The organism is Arthrobacter sp. SAFR-179 (genome assembly GCF_059414945.1).
The window spans coordinates 236,278-258,591 of sequence record NZ_JBPFDM010000004.1; the positions used below are offsets into that span (position 1 = coordinate 236,278).

At 57.9% G+C, this 22,314-nt stretch carries 21 protein-coding genes; 14 read left to right on the plus strand and 7 right to left on the minus strand.

The window, feature by feature from the left end; all coding sequences use genetic code 11:
- Positions 1-638 precede the first annotated feature (638 nt).
- From ACR65K_RS09895 to ACR65K_RS09945, 11 genes are all read left to right on the plus strand, one after another.
- Positions 639-1,919, plus strand: a complete 1,281-nt coding sequence (locus ACR65K_RS09895; protein WP_440152545.1) for an NYN domain-containing protein — start codon at positions 639-641, stop codon at positions 1,917-1,919.
- A gap of 791 nt (positions 1,920-2,710) precedes the next feature.
- Positions 2,711-3,421 carry a DUF8548 family protein gene (locus ACR65K_RS09900; protein WP_440152546.1) on the plus strand — a complete coding sequence of 237 codons (711 nt, stop codon included), beginning with the start codon at positions 2,711-2,713 and terminating at the stop codon, positions 3,419-3,421.
- A 98-nt stretch (positions 3,422-3,519) separates the two neighbouring features.
- The gene (locus tag ACR65K_RS09905) at positions 3,520-4,857 is read left to right on the plus strand and encodes a hypothetical protein (protein WP_440152548.1); all 1,338 of its coding nucleotides are present in this window, start codon (positions 3,520-3,522) and stop codon (positions 4,855-4,857) included.
- A gap of 351 nt (positions 4,858-5,208) precedes the next feature.
- Positions 5,209-5,448 (plus strand): hypothetical protein, encoded by a 240-nt coding sequence (locus ACR65K_RS09910; protein ID WP_440152550.1) that lies wholly within the window; start codon positions 5,209-5,211, stop codon positions 5,446-5,448.
- A 308-nt stretch (positions 5,449-5,756) separates the two neighbouring features.
- Entirely contained in the window at positions 5,757-7,247 is a 1,491-nt protein-coding gene (locus tag ACR65K_RS09915) for a PIN domain-containing protein (RefSeq protein WP_440152552.1), read from the plus strand.
- Positions 7,220-7,699, plus strand: a complete 480-nt coding sequence (locus ACR65K_RS09920; RefSeq protein WP_440152554.1) for an ASCH domain-containing protein — start codon at positions 7,220-7,222, stop codon at positions 7,697-7,699. The genes ACR65K_RS09915 and ACR65K_RS09920 overlap by 28 nt, the downstream gene beginning before the upstream one ends.
- A gap of 56 nt (positions 7,700-7,755) precedes the next feature.
- Entirely contained in the window at positions 7,756-8,742 is a 987-nt protein-coding gene (locus ACR65K_RS09925; protein ID WP_440152555.1) for a DUF2971 domain-containing protein, read from the plus strand.
- 288 nt (positions 8,743-9,030) lie between these two features.
- A complete protein-coding gene (locus ACR65K_RS09930) occupies positions 9,031-9,282 on the plus strand; it encodes a hypothetical protein (RefSeq protein ID WP_440152556.1) in 252 nt (83 codons plus the stop codon).
- Between the two features lie 321 nt (positions 9,283-9,603).
- The gene (locus ACR65K_RS09935; RefSeq protein ID WP_440152557.1) at positions 9,604-10,821 is read left to right on the plus strand and encodes a competence protein CoiA; all 1,218 of its coding nucleotides are present in this window, start codon (positions 9,604-9,606) and stop codon (positions 10,819-10,821) included.
- Between the two features lie 266 nt (positions 10,822-11,087).
- On the plus strand, positions 11,088-11,570 hold the full coding sequence (locus ACR65K_RS09940; protein WP_440152558.1) for a hypothetical protein: 483 nt from the start codon (positions 11,088-11,090) through the stop codon (positions 11,568-11,570).
- An 880-nt stretch (positions 11,571-12,450) separates the two neighbouring features.
- On the plus strand, positions 12,451-13,317 hold the full coding sequence (locus ACR65K_RS09945) for a restriction endonuclease (RefSeq protein ID WP_440152559.1): 867 nt from the start codon (positions 12,451-12,453) through the stop codon (positions 13,315-13,317).
- Positions 13,318-13,669: 352 nt separating this feature from the next.
- On the opposite strand, the gene ACR65K_RS09950 is transcribed toward ACR65K_RS09945, so the two are convergent.
- Both ACR65K_RS09950 and ACR65K_RS09955 read right to left on the minus strand, forming a co-directional pair.
- Positions 13,670-13,876, minus strand: coding sequence for a hypothetical protein (locus ACR65K_RS09950; protein ID WP_440152561.1), 207 nt, complete (start codon positions 13,874-13,876; stop codon positions 13,670-13,672).
- A 71-nt stretch (positions 13,877-13,947) separates the two neighbouring features.
- Positions 13,948-14,388: a hypothetical protein gene (locus tag ACR65K_RS09955; protein WP_440152562.1), complete on the minus strand. Its 441-nt coding sequence runs from the start codon at positions 14,386-14,388 to the stop codon at positions 13,948-13,950.
- Between the two features lie 121 nt (positions 14,389-14,509).
- On the opposite strand from ACR65K_RS09955, the gene ACR65K_RS09960 reads away from it, so the two are divergent.
- Complete coding sequence (locus tag ACR65K_RS09960; RefSeq protein WP_440152563.1) at positions 14,510-15,484, plus strand: IS481 family transposase; 975 nt, start codon at positions 14,510-14,512, stop codon at positions 15,482-15,484.
- Positions 15,485-15,503: 19 nt separating this feature from the next.
- Here the strand turns inward: ACR65K_RS09960 and ACR65K_RS09965 are convergent, their stop codons facing one another.
- Positions 15,504-15,662 carry a hypothetical protein gene (locus tag ACR65K_RS09965; RefSeq protein ID WP_440152565.1) on the minus strand — a complete coding sequence of 53 codons (159 nt, stop codon included), beginning with the start codon at positions 15,660-15,662 and terminating at the stop codon, positions 15,504-15,506.
- 175 nt (positions 15,663-15,837) lie between these two features.
- Complete coding sequence (locus ACR65K_RS09970) at positions 15,838-16,230, minus strand: hypothetical protein (protein WP_440152567.1); 393 nt, start codon at positions 16,228-16,230, stop codon at positions 15,838-15,840.
- A 145-nt stretch (positions 16,231-16,375) separates the two neighbouring features.
- Between ACR65K_RS09970 and ACR65K_RS09975 the strand changes: the two genes are divergently transcribed.
- Positions 16,376-17,260 (plus strand): hypothetical protein, encoded by an 885-nt coding sequence (locus ACR65K_RS09975; RefSeq protein WP_440152568.1) that lies wholly within the window; start codon positions 16,376-16,378, stop codon positions 17,258-17,260.
- Between the two features lie 65 nt (positions 17,261-17,325).
- On the opposite strand, the gene ACR65K_RS09980 is transcribed toward ACR65K_RS09975, so the two are convergent.
- Positions 17,326-17,511 (minus strand): hypothetical protein, encoded by a 186-nt coding sequence (locus ACR65K_RS09980; protein ID WP_440152570.1) that lies wholly within the window; start codon positions 17,509-17,511, stop codon positions 17,326-17,328.
- A gap of 1,075 nt (positions 17,512-18,586) precedes the next feature.
- Entirely contained in the window at positions 18,587-18,898 is a 312-nt protein-coding gene (locus tag ACR65K_RS09985) for a 4a-hydroxytetrahydrobiopterin dehydratase (RefSeq protein WP_307090432.1), read from the minus strand.
- A gap of 495 nt (positions 18,899-19,393) precedes the next feature.
- On the opposite strand from ACR65K_RS09985, the gene ACR65K_RS09990 reads away from it, so the two are divergent.
- Complete coding sequence (locus tag ACR65K_RS09990) at positions 19,394-20,338, plus strand: glycoside hydrolase family 43 protein (protein WP_440152572.1); 945 nt, start codon at positions 19,394-19,396, stop codon at positions 20,336-20,338.
- A 446-nt stretch (positions 20,339-20,784) separates the two neighbouring features.
- On the opposite strand, the gene ACR65K_RS09995 is transcribed toward ACR65K_RS09990, so the two are convergent.
- Positions 20,785-22,164, minus strand: a complete 1,380-nt coding sequence (locus ACR65K_RS09995; protein WP_440152574.1) for an MFS transporter — start codon at positions 22,162-22,164, stop codon at positions 20,785-20,787.
- Positions 22,165-22,314 lie beyond the last annotated feature (150 nt).

A 22,314-nucleotide genomic window follows, 5' to 3' on the forward strand; every position in this document is an offset into this window, starting at 1 on the left:
AAAATATATCGGTCGGACCAGTCGGAGCAGGGCTCGTTGACTGATCAGATCCCGGGAATTGGGCAAAAAGAGTGTGGACAATGTCCACACTTTTCGTATCGGAGCGCCTCATATTGCCTTCTAACTGCTCCGGATCCAGCATGTTCTCGCGGCTTCCCAGAGTTCGCAAGGGCTGGAAAACAGTTCGAGTCCCACCTCGGGCACAGTGTTTCCGCAGCTCAGAAGCGTTTTTTCTCCTTCCTGTTGACAAAGCTTGACATTTCGAATTTGGCCAGAGTGAGGAGTCCTCTGCACGCAGAAGGGTCAGTTGATCTTTCCAGGGGTCAACACGATTCCTCCGCGGTGCGATCTGGAAACAAGGGCTCGAGTCATCTAAGTCTTATAGGCCTGTACTTGCGCCTCACCCAGAGGGGGGACCATTGAACGCAAACGCTACCGCACCGCGGAGTGCTGTTCCTTGACGAGGCGTCAAATCTATGGCACACCGCGCCAGCTGGTCAACGCCGGCGCTGCAGTATCGCTCGGCGACCCTATGTTTTCCATGAGGTGGCGCCTATACTCCCAGTTCTGGGGTGGTTTGTCTTGGATAGCCGATATGAAAGGGACAACCATTGCCAAAAACCCAGAGACATCGCAACGTGGCAGTATTCATCGATCTGGAAAATCTGTTTAGCGGCTATAGCGGGACAGTCCACGGTGTACCAATCACCAAGATTATGAATGGCATCAAAGCCGAGGTGCATGCATTGGGTCATAAGCGATCGGCCGCAACGACGAGGGCATACGCGAACTGGACCTATGAGGGGATGGCGACCTACCGGAGGGAAACGATCGAAAATGGTGTGGAGCCGATACAGGTTTGGTCGTCTGAACCCTATGAGAAGAAGAGAAAAGACACGCCTCCGACTGAACCCGACGCTGATGATGGCGGTGATCAGCAGCGGAGGAACCGCAAGAAAAATGCCGCCGACATCCAGTTAGTGGTCGATGCACTAACTGTGGCTCAAGAAGCACCGTGGATCGACGTATTTGTGATCGTGACAGGTGATGGCGACTTCATACCCCTTATCCGCAGACTGCAATTTCTAGGTAAGTTCACGATCGGTGTCGATACCGGATACAGCGGCGCTGGCGGCATTAGCGGTGACCTTCGAGCCGCGGTTGACCATTTTGTTTCTCTGCCCGACGAGGGTCTGGTGCCCCGACTAGAGCTCGAAGTGACGGGGGGAACCACCAACGGAATCACAAGGATGTCGGACATCGTTCCCTCTGATGTTGTACCTGATAAGGCGCAGTACGTAACTGCGGTCAAATCGTTTACAGAGCAATTCCCGGCCGTAATGAAGGACGGTGCGGTTGATGGTGCCTTTATGAGCACGCTACTACGCAAGAAGTGGCCTCGCGCTTCGTATAAGACGTACAGCTACAGATCCTTCGGCGCTTTCATCGAAGAGGGCTGCGGCATGCAAATTTTTCATCCTCTGACGACGGCTGCAGCTCAAGCAGTTCGCCTCCCGGAAACTGTTCCCGGAGGAGAACGCAAAGCGCAGCTCCATGCTGGTCTGGAATCCGTGGTGCCTGCAGTTGTCTACCCAACTCGTGAGGCTGTAAAGAAGGTACTGGAGGAACTAACCCTTCAATTGACTCCGATGAGTGAGAACGAACTGCTTGATTTCCTGGGTTACCAGATCCCCGAAGTACCGGCTGAACAAGTCCGTCTTGCTTTCAATATCCTGATCACAGTTGGCGGATATAAACGTGATGCCGCTGATGGCAGACTAACTCTGAGTTCATCGATAAAAACGGTCCAGCAGGGCATCGATCTAATCATCGACGACGCCAAACGCCGGGCGGATTCGATGGGGTGGGATGTAAACCGCGACGAGCTGGAGGACGCCATCTTTAACGGTGCGAAGTAGGCACCATGACGGCTCATCTGATGCCACTAAGAAAGGAGAGCGAAGGAAAGCAGTGACCTTCGTCCCCAAGACGGCGGTGCCTCGTCCATCGAACGCCGGGGGAGTGACCCGCTCTGCTCGTACGACCCCGAGACTGGACTCACGTTGAACCCGAGCATCGTCGAGGAGCTCCGCCGGTACGCATACTTGGACAATCCAGAACTGGAAGTGCCCTCTGGCGAGTAGTCGTCAGTCTCGGGTCGTCGGTTCTATCTTCCATCGGGTGGCCGCTGCAGAGCCTCCATCTCCATTCAGCCATAGCGCTTTCGGGGCAAGTACCCGGTCGAAGCCACGTGGCAACGCGACCACGGCTCCGAACCGATATTCGTACCTCTCCATCCAGTCTCGAATCTTCGCTAGTCACCCTCTTCGTCTTTGGACTTGTACTCATTCTTGAACTCGGCAACAAGCAGGTTGTTTTGCGCTCCCCACTCACCACGCCGGTGAATGAGGAGGTCTGGTGTGCCAAAGTCCTGACCTGGCACGTTGTGGAGCTTCTTAGGCGATCCCTCCTGTCCTTCTCTGTTCCACTCCGTGTCGACGTTCCACGGTTTGGGTACTCTTCCCCGTAAAGCAAAACGGATCTCGACTACGCGGGCTCGTTCGCCCACCTTCCAATTCCAGAGTTCGGGCTGATCAAGAAACACTTTGCGAATGGAAGTCGTCAGCCATTATTGGACGTTCTCTTGCGCCAATTGATTGAACACACGGTGATCTTAGGCGGACATGCCAGGGGTTGCTAGAGTCCGACCATGACGACTGAGCTCGCCGTGGAGGCGGAAAAGCTGACGGACGCTTGCCGGGTGATTTTCGGCGACCCAACAACCTGGATGACAGCAGACGGCTACCCCAGCAGCCTGGCACTCTGCATCATCGACTCGCTCTGGTCCACGGGGCCGTCGTATGGCGCCGTACAGAAGGTCGTGGCGCGCTATTCAGCACATCGCCGGCTCATTGGTCATGACGCAAGCCAGGATGGCACTGACGAGCTCCTACACGTCTTCAAGGACGTTGGCGGCAGCGGTGCCTTTGCTGATCTGGTCGGCAACCACAACCGGGCCTATGCCGACCGCAGGGCTCCGCTGAAGGCCGAGGTGGTCTACCAAGCGGCCCTGTCCCTACACGCCCTGGGGATCAGGACGATGAAAGACCTGCGCGAGCGGTATGAAGCAGACGAGCACCTCACGGATCTGAAGAAGGTCTGGCTGAGACTGCCCAGCCAATCGTCGGGTGTCACCTTCAATTACTTCTTGATTCTGGCCGGCTACCCATCGGTGAAGCCCGACCGCATGATCATCCGCTTCGTGAAGGAACACGGCGCCATCGTGCGGGAGCTGACACCGATGCAGACGGGGGACCTTATCAAGCAGGTGGCGACGCTGTATCCAGTCGCAGCAAATCGGCTCGATCATGTCGTGTGGCGCTATGCGTCAGGGCGAAAGGTCTTTCGAGACAAGGAATAGCGGCAGGCGCTGAAGTACTTACTTTCGACTAGTTGCCTCTGTAAACTACTCGCCCTGGGGGTTCTACTGCTCGACTGGTCTCAACGAGGAGACATGTTGTGAACTGGTGGTGGTCCGCAAAAGACGTACAGAAGCAGTTGTCTGCTGACGAACGGCTCGAGCTCCTGGAAAGCATGAGGGAAGGCCAAAAGGAGTATGCAAAAGAGTCGGCGTACCGCATAGGTCTCCTAGTGGTCGGGACAATCCTGGCCTTGGAGCTAGGGGGCAACTTCCCCCAGTTCTCGAGAGACTACTTTTCGGTGATGTCTAACACCTTTGATACTGATTCATTTTCGGGCTGGAGCTGGACTGCGCATGTCCGTCCGGAAGATGTCACCGTGCTCGTCACAGCGCTCCTGGTATTCAACGCCACGTTCGCAGTTGCCTTCGTCGCCACCTTCCTAGAACGAAAGTTGGGCGACGTTGAAACAGAGATGTTCCGCACAGACTGGGCTAACCGAGTTCGATTAGTCACAGGTGGGGCCGCAGCGCTAGCAATTACCCTGACCCTAACACGCCTAGTGGACGACGTCGGGCTGTTCACCGTCTTGATATTTGTCTCCTCGTTCACTGTCTTCGCAGCACTTCTGATCAACAGCAGATATTTTGCTGAACTCAATGACTCCGTGAAGCTTCTCGAGGCGGCGCTTAGAGTACGTGATGCTGACAAGACGAAGCAGGACCTGTTGGACAGCCTGCAACCACAAGTGGCTAAACGGTTGCGTAAGAAGGTGAGCCCCAGGGACACGCTGTCTGCTAGGAAGCAACTTAATCGCAAGCAAATCGCTATCGGCTTGTACTGCTGCCTTCTCGTTTTTGTTGAAGCCACTGTGCTGTTGGCCATCTTTCCACTGATCGGTCTGAGAGGGGCAGGCGATTTTTTGGGCTGGCTGGTCTCCGTCACCTATTTCTTTTTGGTGCTGCTGATTTTTGTGGCTATTCCGTTGGGCCTAATCACCTTCGGTCAATCGTTCTTGTGGGTACGATACGCGCGGCGTTGGTGGACTGCTCAGCTAATGCAAGTGGTCAGCATCATCGCGATCATCGCCTTGACGTTGGGTTTCTACATCCCTTACATCGGTAGCGAGCAGTGGGCGTCTGGTCTATTGCTACTCGCCTTGAATATGGCAAGTGTCGCTGTCGCCGCCGCAGCCGTGTATGTCGGCAAGCGCTACGGTCGGGGCCCGGGCAAGCACGTGGTTATGTTGTCGTTGGCAACGGTCCATCATGAGGCCTTCTTAGCTGAAGACGCCTACGAGCATCTCTTGAAGAAATCAAAGGAACGAAGTGGGAAGACTGAAACCCTGATTGTGACTCAAAAGCTAGGAATGCCGGAGCAGAGCAGCAACGGCCATAAGAGCGGCGTCATTTTCAACACGAAGGGGGACCGAACTTGATTCGGTAAGTTTCTTCAAATACCGCTTGAGTTGAAAGACCTGCATTTATATCTTAATCATATCGCACATATTGACATAATTTTGAGCTTCATTCTTACTCAGGACAGGAATACCGCAAAAGGCAGTATTCGCACCGAAACCCCAGGAGGGGGTATGGCATGGGTAAGCAAGAAGGCCAGCGACCTGACGGGCGTTGATCCAGGTCTTTTCCAGAAGAACGAATACGGCGATGACAACCATCCAGGCCAGGTTTGATAGGCCGACTGCCGTCAGGACGACGCACGCGCGGCAGCCACTCGAAGGCAGCATCGTCGCGCCATCATTGATGCTGCAACGGCGCTGGAGACCGTTTTGACCCGCGTGCTGGAGAAGAAGGGTGATGAGATCCCGGAGAAGCAGCGCAAACGGATGGTGAACGGACCGACCTTGGGCACCCTGATCAGTGTTGCAGAGAATTCCAAGATCCAATTGGCTGTGCCTTTCGAGAATCTGTGGAGCCTGAGCAAAGTCGCAACGACGCTGCTTACTTCGGCCAAGATCCTGGATAACAAGAGACGTGGCGGCTGTTGCGTGTCTCACCGGACTTCCTAGGTGCTCATGGCCACATGGTTTGCAGCGGAGAACCGGAGCCAGACGGATCCGAATTGGTAGTCCACGACTAGTGTCGCTGAGAGGTGATTGCAGCAAAGGCCAAATAATGAGGGCAACGGTGTCTCGGTCACGAGGCTGGGAGATGCTGGCAGCTACGGCAGCCGGCAGCCTGCCGTAGCTGGCCCTGGTGGATTTACAGTCATTTTTGCGCGGGCCATCGTGGCAAAGGGTGAACGCTAGTTCTGGTTAGTAGCCTAGGCAGCAGGAACAACGCACACGGTGGCCGCATTGGAAAGTTGGGGGAGAAAATGGAAAACCATGAGAGGGACATGGGGGACCTTCGAGTCCTGATGGACACGAATATTGTTGTTGCCATCGAGGGTGATGAAGATGCAGACCACCTCAACCACAAGTCGGCGTCGACCGTTTATCGCCTTGTTCAAGACGCCGGCGGTCAGATGTCCATCCTGGAGAACCAATTTGATGACATCTCCCGGATTCAGGATCGCCTCCTGAGGGACCGTCGGCGCCGCCAGTTGGAGAAATATCCAAGGTTGGGACGTGTTGAACTCCCACCACAGTTCTTAGACAAAGCACGCTACGCACCGAATCTAAGGGCCCAAAGCAACGACGGAGTGGACGCTGCACTGCTACTCACACTGCAACGTAATGCCGCTACATGGTTGATAACCGAGGACCGGAAACTCCACGCGCATGCTCGTCACGCTGGGCTCCAGGAGCGCGTCATGATGCTCGACGACGCCCAAGGGGTGTTGACGGCACTATCGGGGCAGCTGCCAGTTCATTATTCCGTCGATGACGTCCAGCCGCACACGCTAGATCCAGTCCAGCCGTTCTTCGATTCCCTTCGGTCAGACTATGGAGACTTCTCCAAGTGGTGGGACAAAGTCGTTACAGAGCGAAGGACTTGTCTGGTCATCGGGGGCGGCAATGACCTCCGCGGACTGGCGGTGTTGGACCGGCAAGAGCCGGAAGTGCCCGGATTGAGCGCAAACAGCGTGAAGATTTGTACATTCAAGATTGCCGAGGCGAACCAGGGCAAGAAACTGGGGGAGACACTACTGGAAGCCGTCATAGCTCGCCTCCGGTCCATGCGTGCTGACACCTGCTTCATCGAGGCCTCCCTGGACAAAGAGTCCTTGCTCGCGATGCTGAGGGAATTCGGGTTTTTCGATTTGGGCCCCAAGCCCGGGGCGCCCGACCAAATCGTTCTGGGCAAGATCTTGGAGCCTCGCGTGGACCAAGAACCGCCTATGCACCCCCTTGATTACAACAGACGCTACGGCCCGGGAAAGCGGCGCGTCGACAGGGCTTTCCTCGTCCCCATCCTTCCCGCATTCCACAGCATGCTCTTCCCTGCGTCCGAACCACAGCAGTCTTTCTTTGATTCGACCTATGGGAATGCGATCCGTAAGGTTTACATCTGCCACTCGGGCATCAAAGCGTTGAAGCCCGGCGACACTCTGTTCTTCCTCCGAACGCACGAAAGGCGGGCTGTTCATGCTGTTGGTGTCGTCGAGGAAACACTCCGGACCAGCATCTTGGCTGAGGTGCTGAACTTTGCCGGTGCGCGTACTGTGTACCGAGCTGAGGAACTCCAGGAGATGTGTGCGAAGGAAGTTCTGGCGGTCAAATTCAGGCTTGACCAAGTACTGGATGCGCCAGTGTCCCGCGAAAACCTGAAGATGCTGGGAGTCATGGAAGAGTCCCCGCAATCCATCGCCCAAATCAAATCAGAGGAAGGAATTCGGTGGGCAAGAACTCTCCAGGACGTATAGCCCTGATGTCTATTCGGCCGGAGTTTGCCAATGCAATTCTCTCCGGCGAGAAGGTTGTTGAGTTCCGTAAGCGGCCCGTCGCCGATGACGTAAGCCATGTTTTGATCTATGCCACGATGCCCGTTGGCGCGCTTGTTGGTTGGTTTGCCGTCCGGGGGCAGAAGACTATGTCGCCGAAGGGGCTTTGGGCTACATTCCGTGCAGTTGGGGGAATCTCAAAGAGCAGGTTTTTTGAGTACTACGACCAGCGGGAGCACGGAACAGGGATCCTGGTCGAGGCAGCCGCCCGATTCCCCGAACCGATCCCTCTGGCTGAACTGGGGACCTGCGTCCGTCCCCCACAGAGCTTTCAGTATCTGACTGAAGAGCAAGTAGTAACTTTCTTCAGGTTGGTGCGGACCGAGCCGAGCAAGCCGTACTCCGAGCTGAATCCGCTGGCCAGCGTTGGCTGATGCTTCGTGAGAAGTGCGACCATCGATGGCGTTGAGGCGGCATAGGATCAGCAGCCATGAGAAAGAATGAGACGGCACTCGTTTGGCATTACACAGACGGTGCGGCTTTGATAAACATCCTTGCGAAGAATGAGCTGTGGGCAGGTTCGGCGGCGTTCATGAACGACACCAACGAACTGCTGAGCGGCAGCATCCAGCTTCGACAGCATTTTGAGGATCAGCGGGCAGTACTGTCGAAGGATGTTATCGAGGGGCTGGAAGAGTACATTCCCGAAGTGAAGGAGAGATCGCGGCATTCCTACGTGCTATCCGCCTCGTCGGATGGCGACAGTCTGACCATGTGGCGCTACTACGGCCGCGATCAAGTCAGCTTTGCACTCGGGCTCGACCGAAACGTGCCCTTGGTTCCGCTGGCACGTCTGAAAGAGGACGTTCATCCGAACCCTCCGGCGGGGTACCTCGACGACATGTACGACAGGGACGAGGATGGGCAGATTGTCACCTATCCCGACGGAAGTCCGATAGTCATTTTTGACCCGGATTCAATAATTATCGAGGGCGGTAACTGGAAGCCCGTGATCTACGATCCCGAGGAACAGGCCGAGATCATCGTCGAGATATATAACAAACTCCGTGAGGGCGTTGAAAAGCGTAATTCGACTGCTGAGTCTAGTCGTCCCTCGTTCTGGCTCTATCCCTACCTCATAAATGAGTCTCTTGATCTCATCAAGAATGAAGGCTTTCGCGATGAACGTGAAGAGCGAATCATCGTGTGGCTCAACCCAGACTGGAAGTTTGTTTTCCACCGTCCCGGCGCCTTCGGGTTAGTGCCCTACGTGAAACTCACCGGTCTGGGCGGCGTCAATGATGATGTGTATGAGGAGCGCTTTGCCATGGGACCGGGGCGCCTACCAATACGCGAAATTCGTATAGGTCCAACACCATATAGTTCTCAGGCCGCCGACAGCCTGAAACAGCTGCTCAACTTCCACGGCTTGCACGACGTCAGAGTCTCATACAGCGAGATCCCATTCCGCCAGTAGGAACTCGTTCTAGAAAAGCTTCTTTCGCGAGCTCGTCAGCTCACCCATGCAGAGCTACCTACCACTGGCAAATTGGACACGGGCTCGGCTCTGGCCCTCGTGGAGCAGTTGCTGGTTGATGCCCGTGATGAAGCCCGAACTTTGTCGCTGAAATCCGAGTACGGAGAACCAGCTCAGGACCAATGGCACAACGCGTGGTAAGTCGGAAGCCCTGCCAAGGGCCGCCCAAGCATCAGACCAAGAGATCTGGTCATCATCTGCGTCCAGACCCGGGACTGCTATGCCGTCGTGGAAGTGACATCAGAGCCGTTACTCCTTCCCGATGATTACCGTGCCGAAAGAGGCGAAGAGGCAGATCGTTGGCCCTGGGTGAGTCGAACTTCTCCGCGCTTTGTGCCTGATGAATTGCTCGAGCTCAAGGCGAATGAACTCGTTCGAAGCACGGGCGGCCTGCACAACGGTCACATCAAGCTGAAGTTCGACCAGTTCACCAATGGTGTTCGTTCCCTTGCAAGGCTCGTGACGCTGAAGGGTGGGTGATCGACGTCTGACGCTTCGGTGAGGACATGACTCGTGCGGCATCCCAATATCCTGCTTCAACGACCGGTTTCGCTTCTTCAACTCCCGCATCTCAGCGGACTGCCCCGAATCTTTTTGACTCTCGCGGTTGGGTGTTGGGGCGAACTGGCCCCCCAACGGGGATGCCGATTGCGGCTTGGATGAACTTCCTCTTCGTTGTGGGCGCCGTCGGCTGCCTCATCACCCATGGCGTCATCATGGCGCCACTATCTTGAAGTTCTAACGACTCAGCCCCGCTGTGTGTTTCCATGGGTGAATCAGCATGGGAGGACGGAGGGGCACATGCCTTTGGTCGCTACACTAGCCGGAGAGCGTGTCGTATCCATCGACCTGACCCAGGACGAGTGGGAGTCCCTCAAGAAGCGCTACCGCGCTGGCGAGCCCCTGCTGATGTCGTGCGGCCAGCCGGGATCGGCCAGAGTCTCCTCTCGGGGCCTGAAGTTCTTCGCCCACAAGAAGGGTGCAGACTGCGACATGCACGAGGGCGGGGAAACTGCCGAGCATCTCGAACTGAAATCCCTTCTCGTCAAGGCTGCGAAGGCCGCCGGCTGGGAGGCTGAACTTGAGGTGCCATCGCCGCAGCGCGACTGGATCGCCGACGTCATGGTCACCAAGGGGGAGCGCCGGATCGCGTTGGAGGTGCAATGGTCGCGCCAAGGCAGCGAGGACTTCGTTCGCCGCCAGGAACGCTACGAGGCGGACGGGGTGGAATGCATCTGGTTTGTGGCGCCGAAGAACTCTGACGACGCAGGGACCGTCCCCTCTCACACCATCGGGGGAGCTCCTGGCGCATGGCACATTCCCATGCGTACGACGCTGGACCGTTACAGCAGGACCGAGTTGCCCTTCGAGGACGCGGTCGTGCACATCCTCCGAGGGGACTACCGCGTCCACAGTGAACCCTACGTCCAGGCGTATTCCATGGACGTTGCCATGACGAAGTGCTGGCGGGAGGCCTGCGGGAAATGGTTCACGCTCTGGCGCCTTGAAGACCTGCAGGTCAAGACGCGCTGCGGCCTGGAAGGAACAATCGAAGGGGTGTACCACCTCGCATCCCGGATGTTCCTGCAGGACCGGATTGAACGCATCATCGCCGACCAGGTCCTGCCGTGGCTTGAGCACGAGCAGGTGGATCTTCCCCCCGCAGCGAAGCTGATCACCCGCAAGAGCAAGACAGCGGAGAAGACCTACCTGGCCTATTGCTGCCCCCACTGCGGGGTCATTTCGGGAGATAACCCGATTGCCTACGGAGGTACGCGCTGGAGGACCTTTGTTGTTCACCGCCGTCTTGCCGTGCCGTTCCGGGCGGACGCCCGTGGAGCTCTGCATCTGTGCATTGATCGCGGTAAGGGCCAGTGCAGCCAAGAGGTGCCAACGGTTGACAGGCCGGCGTTCCCGGACGGGACGGGCAGCTACTTTGGCTTCAGTTCCGAGCTGCTCGTAGACCGCCTGGATCGGCTCCCGCGAAAAGGCGAGAGGTCCACCATCCGGCGGCGGTAAAGTTCGCTGAATCAGTTCGCCAGCTAGCACTCGGGGCGCATTCCGCCGGGGTCTCCGCGGTCATCTGCAACAAGTACGGGAACCTGAGGGGCCTGGACTTCACGGGCCGCGGCTGGACCCTCGTGGAGGATCGCATCGCCACCTTCTCTGACGGGGAAGACATCGCCGCCCTGTTCGAGGAGTTCGGCGGCACCTTCTAGCCAATGGCCGCGAGACAATGGATGGGTGCCCGTGGTGGGCACACATCCACTTCTTGAGGAGGAGCATTGGCGCTGCAAGGTCCGCTCGATTGCATCGAGGTCCATCCGGAGCACGTCTTCCGGAGCGTCTACAACTCGCCATTTGAGAGCAGCCCGGACTTCACGGAGGGCTGGTGGAGTGACATCCCGTACTCCTATGGCAGCACCGGTGGTATCGAGTTCTTGTCATTCCGGATCACTGGTGTTGAGGTTGCACGCGCGCAGATCCTGTTAGATAAGCTCCCGGGATCCGACTATGGTGTCCCCAGGCTTGCGTCAAAGTACGTGGAGTTGTCGTTCCTCGAGGTCGCCGCTCGCTGCCAACGGCAAGGGCTCGGGATCGGCACCCGCGCGGTCCAGTGTGTCGTCGATCGTTACCCCAGCGTGGGACTCCTGGCTTACTCGGAAGAAGCTGACGGATTCTGGGACTCACTTGGATGGCGGAAATTCGTCCATCCCCGGGGAATGCCGAGCTATCGCCCTCTGTACGTGTGGGTCCCGGAGAGCTGACGAGGAGGGGCGCCGCCCCGACCGCGCACATCCTGGCCATAGAAACCATCATCCGGGTTAGCTTCGACGACACCCTGCCCGTCCCGCCCCCACGAGCCGTTTCGCGCTACCCCGCGAATCGGTCACGCTTCTATCCGTCCCTTCTGATATCTGTTTCCCGTGCTGCTGCATAGGAGTTCGGGAACTATCCTGGCGTCTGGCTTGTGAATGCTCTCCGGTGCGCGGTAGTCCGAGTGCGGCACGCGGTGACGCTCCACATCGCACCGACTCGGTCGGTACCATCCTTCATGCGTTCCTACGATAACGCGAGGCAAATTTTCTCGGGTCTGCATGTGGAAGCAGCCGTTATGCAAATGGGTGGCACAGCCTTGAATTCTAAATCGGGTAAGTCGTTGCCCGGGCGTGGCAATGACTGATACATAATGGCAGCTTGCATAGTCCTAGGCATCCTTGAGCGAAAATTGTGCTTCAACGACTTTTGTGGTTCGTGGGTGCAAAATATTATGAATGAATGTGTGAAGCATTGGCTACGGACCCCCGAACTACTTGGGCTTGGAGCGAGTATCTAAATACGTTCGATCCCCTTCAGGTTACAGAGGAGGAAGCGCAGCAGATTCTTTCAGCAATCCCAACTGGCGACCACGTGGAGGTTTTTGCTGACGGGGGCCTAGGGACTGTCTGGAGCCCGTCCGTGACCGAGGGTGTTAAACGGCGCTCCCGGCGACTACTTGCGAGGACTCTCCGATGCTGGATCGGCGCCCGTCCCGATCGTCCGGAAGCAGACGTTCTCGAGGGACCTGGCGAAGGAGGTTTCTCGACGTGGACAAATAAGCCAGGAACCAGGAGGACCGCCTGGGAGACGTCTTTTAGTAGTGGTTGGGTGAAGGTCTTCCTCGACGACATTGATTCTGAAGTTCGACAGAGGATCAAATGCGGCGCAGGTACCGAAATTCTTCGCCTTCCGGAATACGGGGACGTTCCCGCACCGCCCGTCATCGATGGTGGCGGCTATTCGGTAGCAGCTCCGGAATCCATTTTGATGGGAGAACGATCATTCGTGACGGACTGGAGAGCAGCGGAACATGTCGCGCTGGAACACATGAAAGCCATTGGCTTCACTGTTGCACGCCTAACAGGAGGGTCCCGTGATAATGGGATAGACATTATCCATCCAGACGCGGTGGCTCAGGTTAAAATGCAAGGCGTTTCTGTGAGTGCGCCGCTGATTCAGCAGTTGCGTGGCACTCGTGCCGAGGTAGCAAACCATATCTTTTATTCAACCTCAGGATATACAGCGGCGGCTAAAGTGGAAGCCGAACAGTCAGGTGTTGCATTGTTCCTTATGGATTCCGGGGGCGGAATATTGCCGACGGGTAGCCATGCACGGAATTTACTATCTGAGTTCACTGGTATCAAAGAGGGACCCAAAGCGATGGTGGCGGGATATGTTCAGGAAGTTGAGGAACGAGTCAGACAGGCTTTCCGAAACTATACGTATAAGGGCTGGGCTAAGTGGGCAGTGGCTAACCAGCCGCGTCCCGGCGTAGCTCGAAGGGCGATTTATTACCTCATCGAAGCGGGTGACAAGATCAACGCCGCTCCGGAGTTGGGGGACACTTCTCTAAGGAATATTTTGAACTATTATCGGCATACGGATCCTTTGGCCGCGGTCTATTGCCGCGAGTTGAACCTAGATTACCCCGGGAATGGTTATCGCGGTCCGAAAACAATTCATGACTTTTATTAGGCTTTTCGAGTCGGAATGACCTGCAAGACTATTTCAGCCGCCTGAAGCACGTTGTAGCATGGTCTCACATTGTCCCCTTTGGAGCCTCCTAGTGTGGTCCTTTTATGTGGGCCATTTGATCACTGTTTGAGCTGATCAAGGAATGGAGGCGGAACAAAGTAGGTGCGAGGTCATGAGCTTTCCCAAGCTACAAGTCCTCCCCATCATCTTCTGGCTCATGTGGGAGCTGTATCAGCTCACCATGCGCCTCGTGAATACAAGACGATGAGTTCTAGTAGCGGCACTGCTCCATCTTGTTGAGCTGATTCGACACGACACCTCAGCTGGTGCCTAGAATAGCCACAGGGAGCGACTAGGCCCCCTTTTCTTCGTCCTCGTCTTCTTCGCCTTCTTCCTCGTCAGCGTTGAGGGCTTTCTTGGCGCTGTTATAAGCAATAGCAACAATCGTGGAGTCAGTCACCACGTCTTTGACGAAATCGACGTTTCCGTCTACCTTCGCCCACCCGACGAACAGGGCAACTCCAAAAAGGACGATGATTGCCCACTGCCATGCAAGCATCTTCTTCTGGCCAGGGTTTAGGGCGGAAATGCCAGGGTCGTTATAAAACTTCGTTGCTAGGTCTGGATGTGCTAAAAAAAATCAGCCGTCATTTGGTCGAGTTCTTGCTCAGCAAGGACTTCCGGCTGGATGTCGCCAACATCTTCCGGTGACTCTGTCTCTTCAACTTCAGCGGCTACGGTTTGAGCCATGCCGTTGTAATCGATTGAAGAAACAACATCCTGAGCTATGTCGTCGCCCAACTGAATTTGCCGAAGTGTCTTGAGGGTGAGGTCGAACGTGGTCATTTGAATGGCAGGGAGCACGGCTTGGCTGATTGACCTAGTTGCCTCCGCACTGATGGCAGCAATGTTGGGTTTTAACGACTCGTTGATCTTTGCGACGCTGGCCGCGTGAGCCTGCCTGATCACCTCCACGGCCGGCGCGGTGCTCTGGCGAACCATCTCTTGGATAGCCCGCATGGCTGGGCTGTTGCGGAAGTACTCGTCATCGAAAGAGCCAGCGATCGTCATGTCATGAGCCTACAGGGCAGCGCACTAGGTGTACTGAGTCAGGACGTTGGTTACATCGTGAATGGGTGAAGACCTCTTAGGTTGGTGGTTACCACACACAGCCAACGACTAAGAGGTCTTCATGTCCCACCGTAATGCCCACCTGACTCCGAACGGTAGGCGGATTATCATCGAACGCGTCCTCGCCGGCCGTCCCGTCGCCCACGTGGCCAAGGAATTGGGCATCTCCAGGACCTGCGCCCACCGCTGGATCAGCAGATACCGGACCCACGGCTGGGCTGGTTTGCAGGACCGCAGCTCGCGTCCGAGGTCGTGCCCGCACGCGACCTCCGCGGAAGTCGTTGCAAATGTTCTTACCCAGCGCATCGAGCACCGCGAGGGCCCAGCGGACCTGGCCCTGCGTTGCGGGACGAGCGCCCGGACGGTCTCCCGCATTCTGGCCTCGGCCGGGATGCCCAGGTTGTGGGACCTGGACCCGGTGACCGGGGCGCGGATTCGGGCTTCACGGGCGACCGACCGCCGCTACGAACGCGACGCTCCCGGCGACATGATCCACATCGACGTCAAGAAGCTCGGCAGGATCCCGGACGGCGGGGGCTGGCGGGCAGACCCGAAGCAATCCGCCCGCAACCATTCAACCGGCCACACAAAGGTCGGTTTTGATTACGTCCACGTGGCTGTCGATGATCATTCCCGCTTCGCTTACGCCGAGGTCCTGCCCGACGAGAAAGGCCCGACCTGCGCGGGGTTCCTCACCCGGGCGGCAGCCGCCATGGCAGCCAACGGCGCACCCGTGAAGCGGGTCATGACTGACAACGCGTTCGCCTACCGGCTCTCCCGCGACTTCCAGAACGCCCTGGCCGCACTTGGTGCCAAACACATCCTGATCAAACCCCGCCACCCCTGGCAGAACGGCAAAGCAGAACGCTTCAACCGCACCCTCCAAGAAGGCTGGGCCTACCGGCAACCCTTCACCTCAAACCAGGCCCGCACCGACGCTCTGCAGCCATGGCTAAACTTCTACAACAACCACCGGCCACACGGCAGCCTCGGAGGCAAACCACCCATCAGCAGGTGCAACGAACCTACTGACTGAGTACAACTAGGCCCGCGGCTTAGAGTCCGCTCGGCCCTTTCCACTCCTCCTTGGTCACTCGCTTGATGCTGGAAGAGTGGGCCCAGCCGATGTGGTACCTGCCGGAAGAAACGTCCAGCCACTCGATCACGCCGTAGGTGTGCGTCCAGGCAACAGCTTTGCCGTAGATGCCACTCACGTAGACCAGCGGCCGACCGTACTTGGGGAGTCCCTGATCGGACCAGTATTGTCGATGGTGGGGTCGCTCCGGCATCCGTCCGGGCCATCATCCGCTCTACATCCTCGGGTCCCCCCCCTTGATGACCAGACCATCTTAGAACGTACGTTTGAATGCGTGGCGTGGGGCTAGATCATCACGACCCGCCCAGGAAGTGCGTAATGATCAGCCCCAGAATTGACACGAAGGCCGATATGCCAGCGCCAAAGATGGACACATGTGCGTTCTCGTTGAGCACCTTGGACTTGAACTTATCCAGACCACTCCTGGCGGCAGGAATGAGCCAGATCAAGATTGCAGCGACGGAGATGACTGCCACGATGCTGAGCAGCGTCACGATGGCAGCCTTTAGATCGACGAGACCAGTGAGGAGTGCGGCGACTACGGCACCGGCAGCAACTATCGCTGTGGACAAGGTGCTAGCAGTCACGCCTTGCCAGAAGAGCGGATCTCTGAACCACGCGCCGATGATGCTGGCGGGCATGGGCTTCACAGGGGCTGGGTCTCTGGATTCATTTTCTACAGTCACGGGATAAACCTAGCGCAGACAGGCGCTACGGGCGGGAATTGTCACACCTCATAGCTAGAGTGGGGAGCACTTAGTTCGCAGACTCCAGGGGGACACATTGTCAGAAGTTGAATCACTCATTCAGTCCGAGACTGGACTGCGGCACTTGCAGCTCATCGCAACGCTCGTCGACTTCGAGCACCTTGATGGCAATCGCCAGGTCGGGGTTGGGGAGCTCTATGAAGATGCCGTGTCCCGCGGTCTTCCTCGACAGAGCGTGACCGGCGATCTCCAAGAGCTCCAGACGCGTGGGTGGTTGTGGTTCGAACCTTCACTAGCCGGCATCCAGACGGTCACGCTGAACCAAGCGGGCGTAGACGTGGCCGAAGAGTTCAAAGCACTGCGTTCAGATCCAAGACGTCGTACACGGCAGATCCGCGAAGACGTTCGCAGCTGGCTCTACGATCTTTATGTTCGTGGAGAAGAGGCCTCCGGTATCACCGACTTCCTCACCAGCCCCGCCAACCAACACTTTGGAGATCCGTACACCGAAGCCGAGCTGGACCGCGCAGCTGAGTGGCTGCTGGATGAGAAGCACATTGAAGGCATCCTTACTTTTAGTGGCGACCTGGCGAGGCCGACGATAACAAATAAGGGGATATCGATCGTGGATAACGGCACACCTGCTGGAGATAGTGGCAGGGGACATATCACTATCCATAACTCCGGGGCCTTCAACTGGTCACACAATAGTTCAAATGTCACCCAGTCGAATAATCTAACGCAGGGGCAGGTTGACCAGGTTTCCGAGATGCTGAAGACGGTAATCCCGTTGATCGCGTCCGACCTCGTGCGTGTCTCATCTGAAACTGTCGCAGAAGCCGAAGCAGTGGCTGACGAAATACAGCAAGAAATTCAGTCCGCGTCTGCGCAACCAAGCCGGATTAAGGAGCTGGCCTACAAGCTCGTCGAACTTGCCGGAACTGGTGGCGTTCAAGTTGGTATGAGCGCTGTCAATTCGGTCGTGCAGCAGGGCATCGCTGGCATGTGATGTAGCGCTGCAACGAAAAGACCCCTGCCAGTCCGCTTGGATCGCAGGGGTCTTTTGTGCATTGCTCAGTCGTCCAGGAGCAGGCCCTCGTGGGTGTAGCGGTGAATCACGGATTGTGGCCACCCGGAGCAGTTGTTCGGATCATCAAGGTAAGCATCAGGCTCTGCCTGATGGTCCGACCCCTGGTCAGTGATGCCGATGGTGGCCACCGTGTCCTTCCACCCGCCCATCCCGGCGATCTGCTGAGGCACCCACACGTTCTTCGCTCCGTTAACCAAGTCTCACGCCTTCGGGTTGGCGTTCTCGGAAAGATCGATGCCGCCATGTGGCGCCCGTCGAACCAGGTCCGGCAGCGGCAGCACGCCCATCAGCTCAGCCGACTCTTCTTCCGTCATCACCGAGGGTACGTGCTCGACCTAGTCCAGGATGCCGCGCAGACACCGTAGAGTTGTGGCGCGAACTGCGCGTAGTTGAGGTAGGGCTTTGGCGCGCTTGGGGGGACAGGGTATAGCTGAGCTCGTGGGCAAGCCCCGCTTCCAGGCCCTTCCGAACCGCGTTCTGCTCAGGATAGAGGAAGATGTTCTTCATCAGCTGCTGGGGGCACTCGAGTTCAATTTGTAGAGTGGCAGTAGTTGGGGGTGCTCCACAAATTCTTCGACACACAGGGCGCCGCCGAACATTGTCTTCCACCGAGGGGCCGTGAGTACGTGGATACGCTCGAAGCTCGGGGGTGGGTGTCGCGAAAGTCTTCGTTACTAACGGAGTCGGAGGCCAGCTACTTCAACTTCTTGTTGAACAAGACTGAGTTTAGTAACGGGCCGGAGCTTCGAAACAAGTACTTGCATGGCTCGCAGCCGCCTTCAGCCAGTGAAGCTGAACATTTCCGCACCGACCTCACAGCACTGAAGCTTCTCATCGCACTGATAATCAAAATCAGCGATGTTTCTGCCTGTTCAAGCCGGAAAAGGCTGCGGATTCGTAGTCAGTCCACGGAGGCTTTCTGCCGGGAGGCCCCAATGTCCTCGAAAAATGACTCCGGGCTGCTGTTGGGATAGGAAACAAAAAGGTGTTGACAGTGTCAACACCTTTGGCTTTGGAACGGGGAGTAGATCGGTCGGATCGGGTCGAACTGCTGATGTTTTCGGGAGATCCCAGTATTGGCAGGCCTTCGAATGTAGTTCGAGTCCCACCTCGGGCACGGCATATCCCCTCGTCAGAGGGTTTTCTGCTTACGTGTTGACATGGCTTGTGGTGGCGTCCCTCTGACGGGTTAGGTTCCGCTTAGCGCCTTGAGGAGCCGTTCGCCCCGTGCCCGACGGCGCGGACTCACTCCGCGGCAGCGACCCCGAGGTCTGCGGCGTGGCCGCTGATGGTGCGGGCCAGGTCGATGTCGCGGCTGGTGATCCCGCCGACATCGTGGCTCGAGAGCGTGACGCCGACCTCGGGATAGGTGAGCGTGAGGTCGGGGTGGTGGTTGGCCTCCTGGGCGGAGGCGCCGATGCGGTTCACGAGCTCCAGGCCGGTGGAGAACTTCCGGGTCCGGAAGGTGGCGGCGAGGGCCTCGCCGGTCACGCGCCAGCCAGTGAGCCCGGCCTCTGCGAGCTCGGCGGCGGACAGCTTCCGTTGGGGATCAGTCATAGTGCCATCATGGCTCCGGATGGCCGCCGTGGGCTACCCCTGAGGCACCACCCCTTCCCAAGGGTGATGGCGCATGGCAGGCGCCGGCGACTGAGGGTAAAACGTCGGCACTGCGCGGGGATAACGCTGACACCCGCTGGCAAGTGAGAGAAAAGCCTGGGCGCGTCCTTGTCCGAGCCTTCCCCCGGCCAAATTCAGCTGGCAAGCGCGGGTATTCATGAGACGGGAGTAGTGGCTGCAACGTTCACGCTTAGGAGGAATTTGGTGCTTGGAAGCACCTAAACTCTGGCTCGTAAACCATGGGGAGGGGCCGCGACTGGGGAGTTGCGCATGGTCTGACGACGCGCCTTCCCTTGGCCGGCTCCGCTGACGAAAGTTTCCATTGGGCGAAAGTGGTTCTCCAAAGGGTTGCCGACGACGGTAAGACTGGTGTCGGCGCACGGACCAGGCCGGGCACCGACGCGGTGAGCCGCCAAGCCGACGAAGGGAACGCATATGCCCGTTGAACAACTCCGCCTTGAGGACATTCGGATGCGTGATCCGTTCATCCTGGAGCCGTTTCCAGGTGATTTCGTCCTTTTCGGGACCACCGACGAGAACGTTTGGGGTGGCCCCGCGACCGGTTTCGACTGCTACATTAGCGACGATCTCGAGCGCTGGAACGGCCCCATCGCCGCGTTCCGCCCTCCGCAAGGCTTCTGGGCGGACACCCAGTACTGGGCGCCGGAAGTCCACTGCGTTAACGGGCGGTTCTTCATGCTTGCCACATTCGCCACCTCCACCGGCTCGCGCCCCCGCGGAGTCGCAGTCCTGGTCGCGGACCACCCCACAGGCCCCTACGAACCGTGGAGCGATGGGCCCGTGACGCCGGCATCTGAGCCAAGCCTCGACGGAACACTCTTCATTGCGGAGGACTCTGCCCCGTGGCTGGTTTACAGCCGCGGCGCGGAGGGGACAGCCGACAAACCAGGGATCTCCGACGGCGAGATGTGCGCGCTCCGCCTGACACAGGACCTGAAAGCTGGCATCGGTGAGCCAATCCTGCTGTTCCCAGCTTCATCGGCAGCTTGGAGCAGGCCACTGCAGTTCCCGAATGGGATCGAACCACCGGAGGGCCTGAACCTTGCCAAGGACCCCATGTTCACCGACGGTCCATTTCTTCTCCGATCGCCCGAGGAGTCACTGCTGATGCTGTGGTCGAGCCACGGCGAGGAAGGATACGCGATGGGCATCGCCGAATCAGAAAGTGGAACCATCACGGGCCCCTGGATTCAGCACGACCGGCCCCTGTGGTCCAGCAACGGCGGCCACGGCATGATCCTCCGCACCTCCAAAGGACAGGACTACCTGGTCTTCCACTGGCCAAACAACACCCCGGACGAACGCGTCAAGCTCACCGAAGTGGAAATCAAGGGGACGCGGGTCCGGATCCTGTCATGAATTGCGCGCGGGTCTCGCACCAAGCTCCAGGTTCCCAAACTGATTCAGTGGTCCCTGCTCTTAACCACACGTTGGGCTTTTGGCCTGTGCGCGCCAGCCACGCAGCCTGGGCCGTGAAAGTCAGCTAATCGACGTTCTGCAAAGCTTTTCGTCATAATCCGAGGGCCCTGCTCTCAGGGCGACAAGGGCCGGGAGTACCGTTCCGAGACAACGAATAGGCCGCCGTACTGCGATTTCTGATTACCAAGTCACTGGCAGCGCCAGTGCACCACTGGTAAAACCAAAAGAATCTCGGCAAAACTCAAGGGCCTGAGGACGGTTCAATACCGTACTCAGGCCCTTGCGGCTTAGGCTCCTATTTGGCCAGTCCAACTTTCGGGGACCAGTTCAATGCGGGGTGTGACATTTCTCAATGCGCTCTTGGCTCGTCACTTCAAGGTGCCGGGCTAGGCAGTGAGGCGGGGCGCGGTCCTGCTGGGCGATACGGTTGCGGCAGCGAGGGCGGCCGTTTCTCGCTCGCTCTGCTGCACCTCGTCCAGCTCCTTGAGCGTGTATTTCTTAGTCTCCTTGGCGGTGAGGGCTGAGATTCCTGCCAGGACCATGAATCCGAGCGCGACCATGGACGGCCCAACCCAATCTTTCAGGTCGGGGCCAGCGAGTGCCGTGGAGAGAACGGGGCCGATGACGCCCGAGATGGCGAAGCCGATCTGGGTGCCAAGGGCGAGTCCGGAGACGCGCAGCCGGCCGGGGAACATCTCTGCGAAGAACGAGGGCCAGGACGCGTTAACCATTGAGTAGAAGAGGGAGTAGTTGATGATGCCAAACAGGAAGATCAGCGACCAGTTGCCGGTCGTGATTGACCACAGGTAGGGCACCATGGTGATGCCTACGCCGCCTGTTGCGATGAGGAACATCGTTTTACGGCCGATCTTGTCCACAAGGAATCCTGCCAGGGGGGTGATTCCGAGGGCGATCACTGCCGAGACGGTGGTCGTCAGGAGCATGGTCGGCTTGTCCAGTTTGTATCCGGCGGTCCCGAATGCGACCGAGAAGGTTTGCATCATGTAGCTCGTGCCCGCAATGAGCGCACAGAATACGATCCGCAGCACCGCGCGCCAGTGGAAGCGCAGAAGGTGCCTGAGGGGGGCGACGTTCACCTTGGCGGCCTGGAGCTTTACGAACTCGGGCGGCTCCTGGATGTGGCGGCGGATCAGGTATGCAGCGACGACTACGACGGCGGAGGCCCAGAACGGAAGCCGCCAACCCCAGGTCAGCAACTGCTCCGAAGGCATAGCTGCGATCGGGATGAAGACCAGCAGTGTGAGCAGCGTCCCGGAGGAGGATCCCAACGTGGTGAAGCTCGCGAGGAACCCGCGTCGGCCCTCGGAAGCATGCTCCAGGCTCATAGTGATGGCACTGGGCTGCTCGCCGGAAAGGCACAGTCCTTGGATGACGCGGATCAGCACGAGCAGGATCGGAGCAAGAGGACCGATTTGGGCGTACGTGGGCAGGCACCCGATCAGGAAGGTACAGCCGCCGATGCCGAACAGTGTGATCATCATGACGAACTTGCGGCCGCGGCGATCACCCAGCGGCCCCAGGATGAGAGAGCCGAGCGGACGTACCGCGTAGCCGACCGCAAAGGTGATCATTGCGAGCAGCACGCTGATGCCCTGGGGGAGCTCGGGCGAGAAGAAGAGGACGTTCAGGATCAACGCGGACGAGGTGCCGTACACGGCGAAGTCGTAGTACTCCAGCGTCGTGCCGATCCAGGCCGCCACTGCGGCCCTGACCGGGGTCTTCTTCGGAAGTAAGGTTTCAGTCATTTCGTCTCCGTTGGTGATTGGGTGAACACCGGCTGCCGCTACACCTGGGCTCTGGGAAAGAGATTTCGAGTGGAATATCCGGTTGGTCCTGCTGTGAGCTCTCTCGCAAGTCGTCTTTACGGCTTTGCGGACCGGCCCCAGACATCAAGT

Coding starts and splice junctions, on each gene's coding strand:
- ACR65K_RS09990 (WP_440152572.1), top strand. CDS start 19,394: ATGCCCGTTGAACAACTCCGCCTTGAGGACATTCGGATGCGTGATCCG.
- ACR65K_RS09925 (WP_440152555.1), top strand. CDS start 7,756: ATGAGAAAGAATGAGACGGCACTCGTTTGGCATTACACAGACGGTGCG.
- ACR65K_RS09995 (WP_440152574.1), bottom strand. CDS start 22,164: ATGACTGAAACCTTACTTCCGAAGAAGACCCCGGTCAGGGCCGCAGTG.
- ACR65K_RS09915 (WP_440152552.1), top strand. CDS start 5,757: ATGGAAAACCATGAGAGGGACATGGGGGACCTTCGAGTCCTGATGGAC.
- ACR65K_RS09960 (WP_440152563.1), top strand. CDS start 14,510: ATGTCCCACCGTAATGCCCACCTGACTCCGAACGGTAGGCGGATTATC.
- ACR65K_RS09985 (WP_307090432.1), bottom strand. CDS start 18,898: ATGACTGATCCCCAACGGAAGCTGTCCGCCGCCGAGCTCGCAGAGGCC.
- ACR65K_RS09955 (WP_440152562.1), bottom strand. CDS start 14,388: ATGACGATCGCTGGCTCTTTCGATGACGAGTACTTCCGCAACAGCCCA.
- ACR65K_RS09935 (WP_440152557.1), top strand. CDS start 9,604: ATGCCTTTGGTCGCTACACTAGCCGGAGAGCGTGTCGTATCCATCGAC.
- ACR65K_RS09950 (WP_440152561.1), bottom strand. CDS start 13,876: ATGCTTGCATGGCAGTGGGCAATCATCGTCCTTTTTGGAGTTGCCCTG.
- ACR65K_RS09900 (WP_440152546.1), top strand. CDS start 2,711: ATGACGACTGAGCTCGCCGTGGAGGCGGAAAAGCTGACGGACGCTTGC.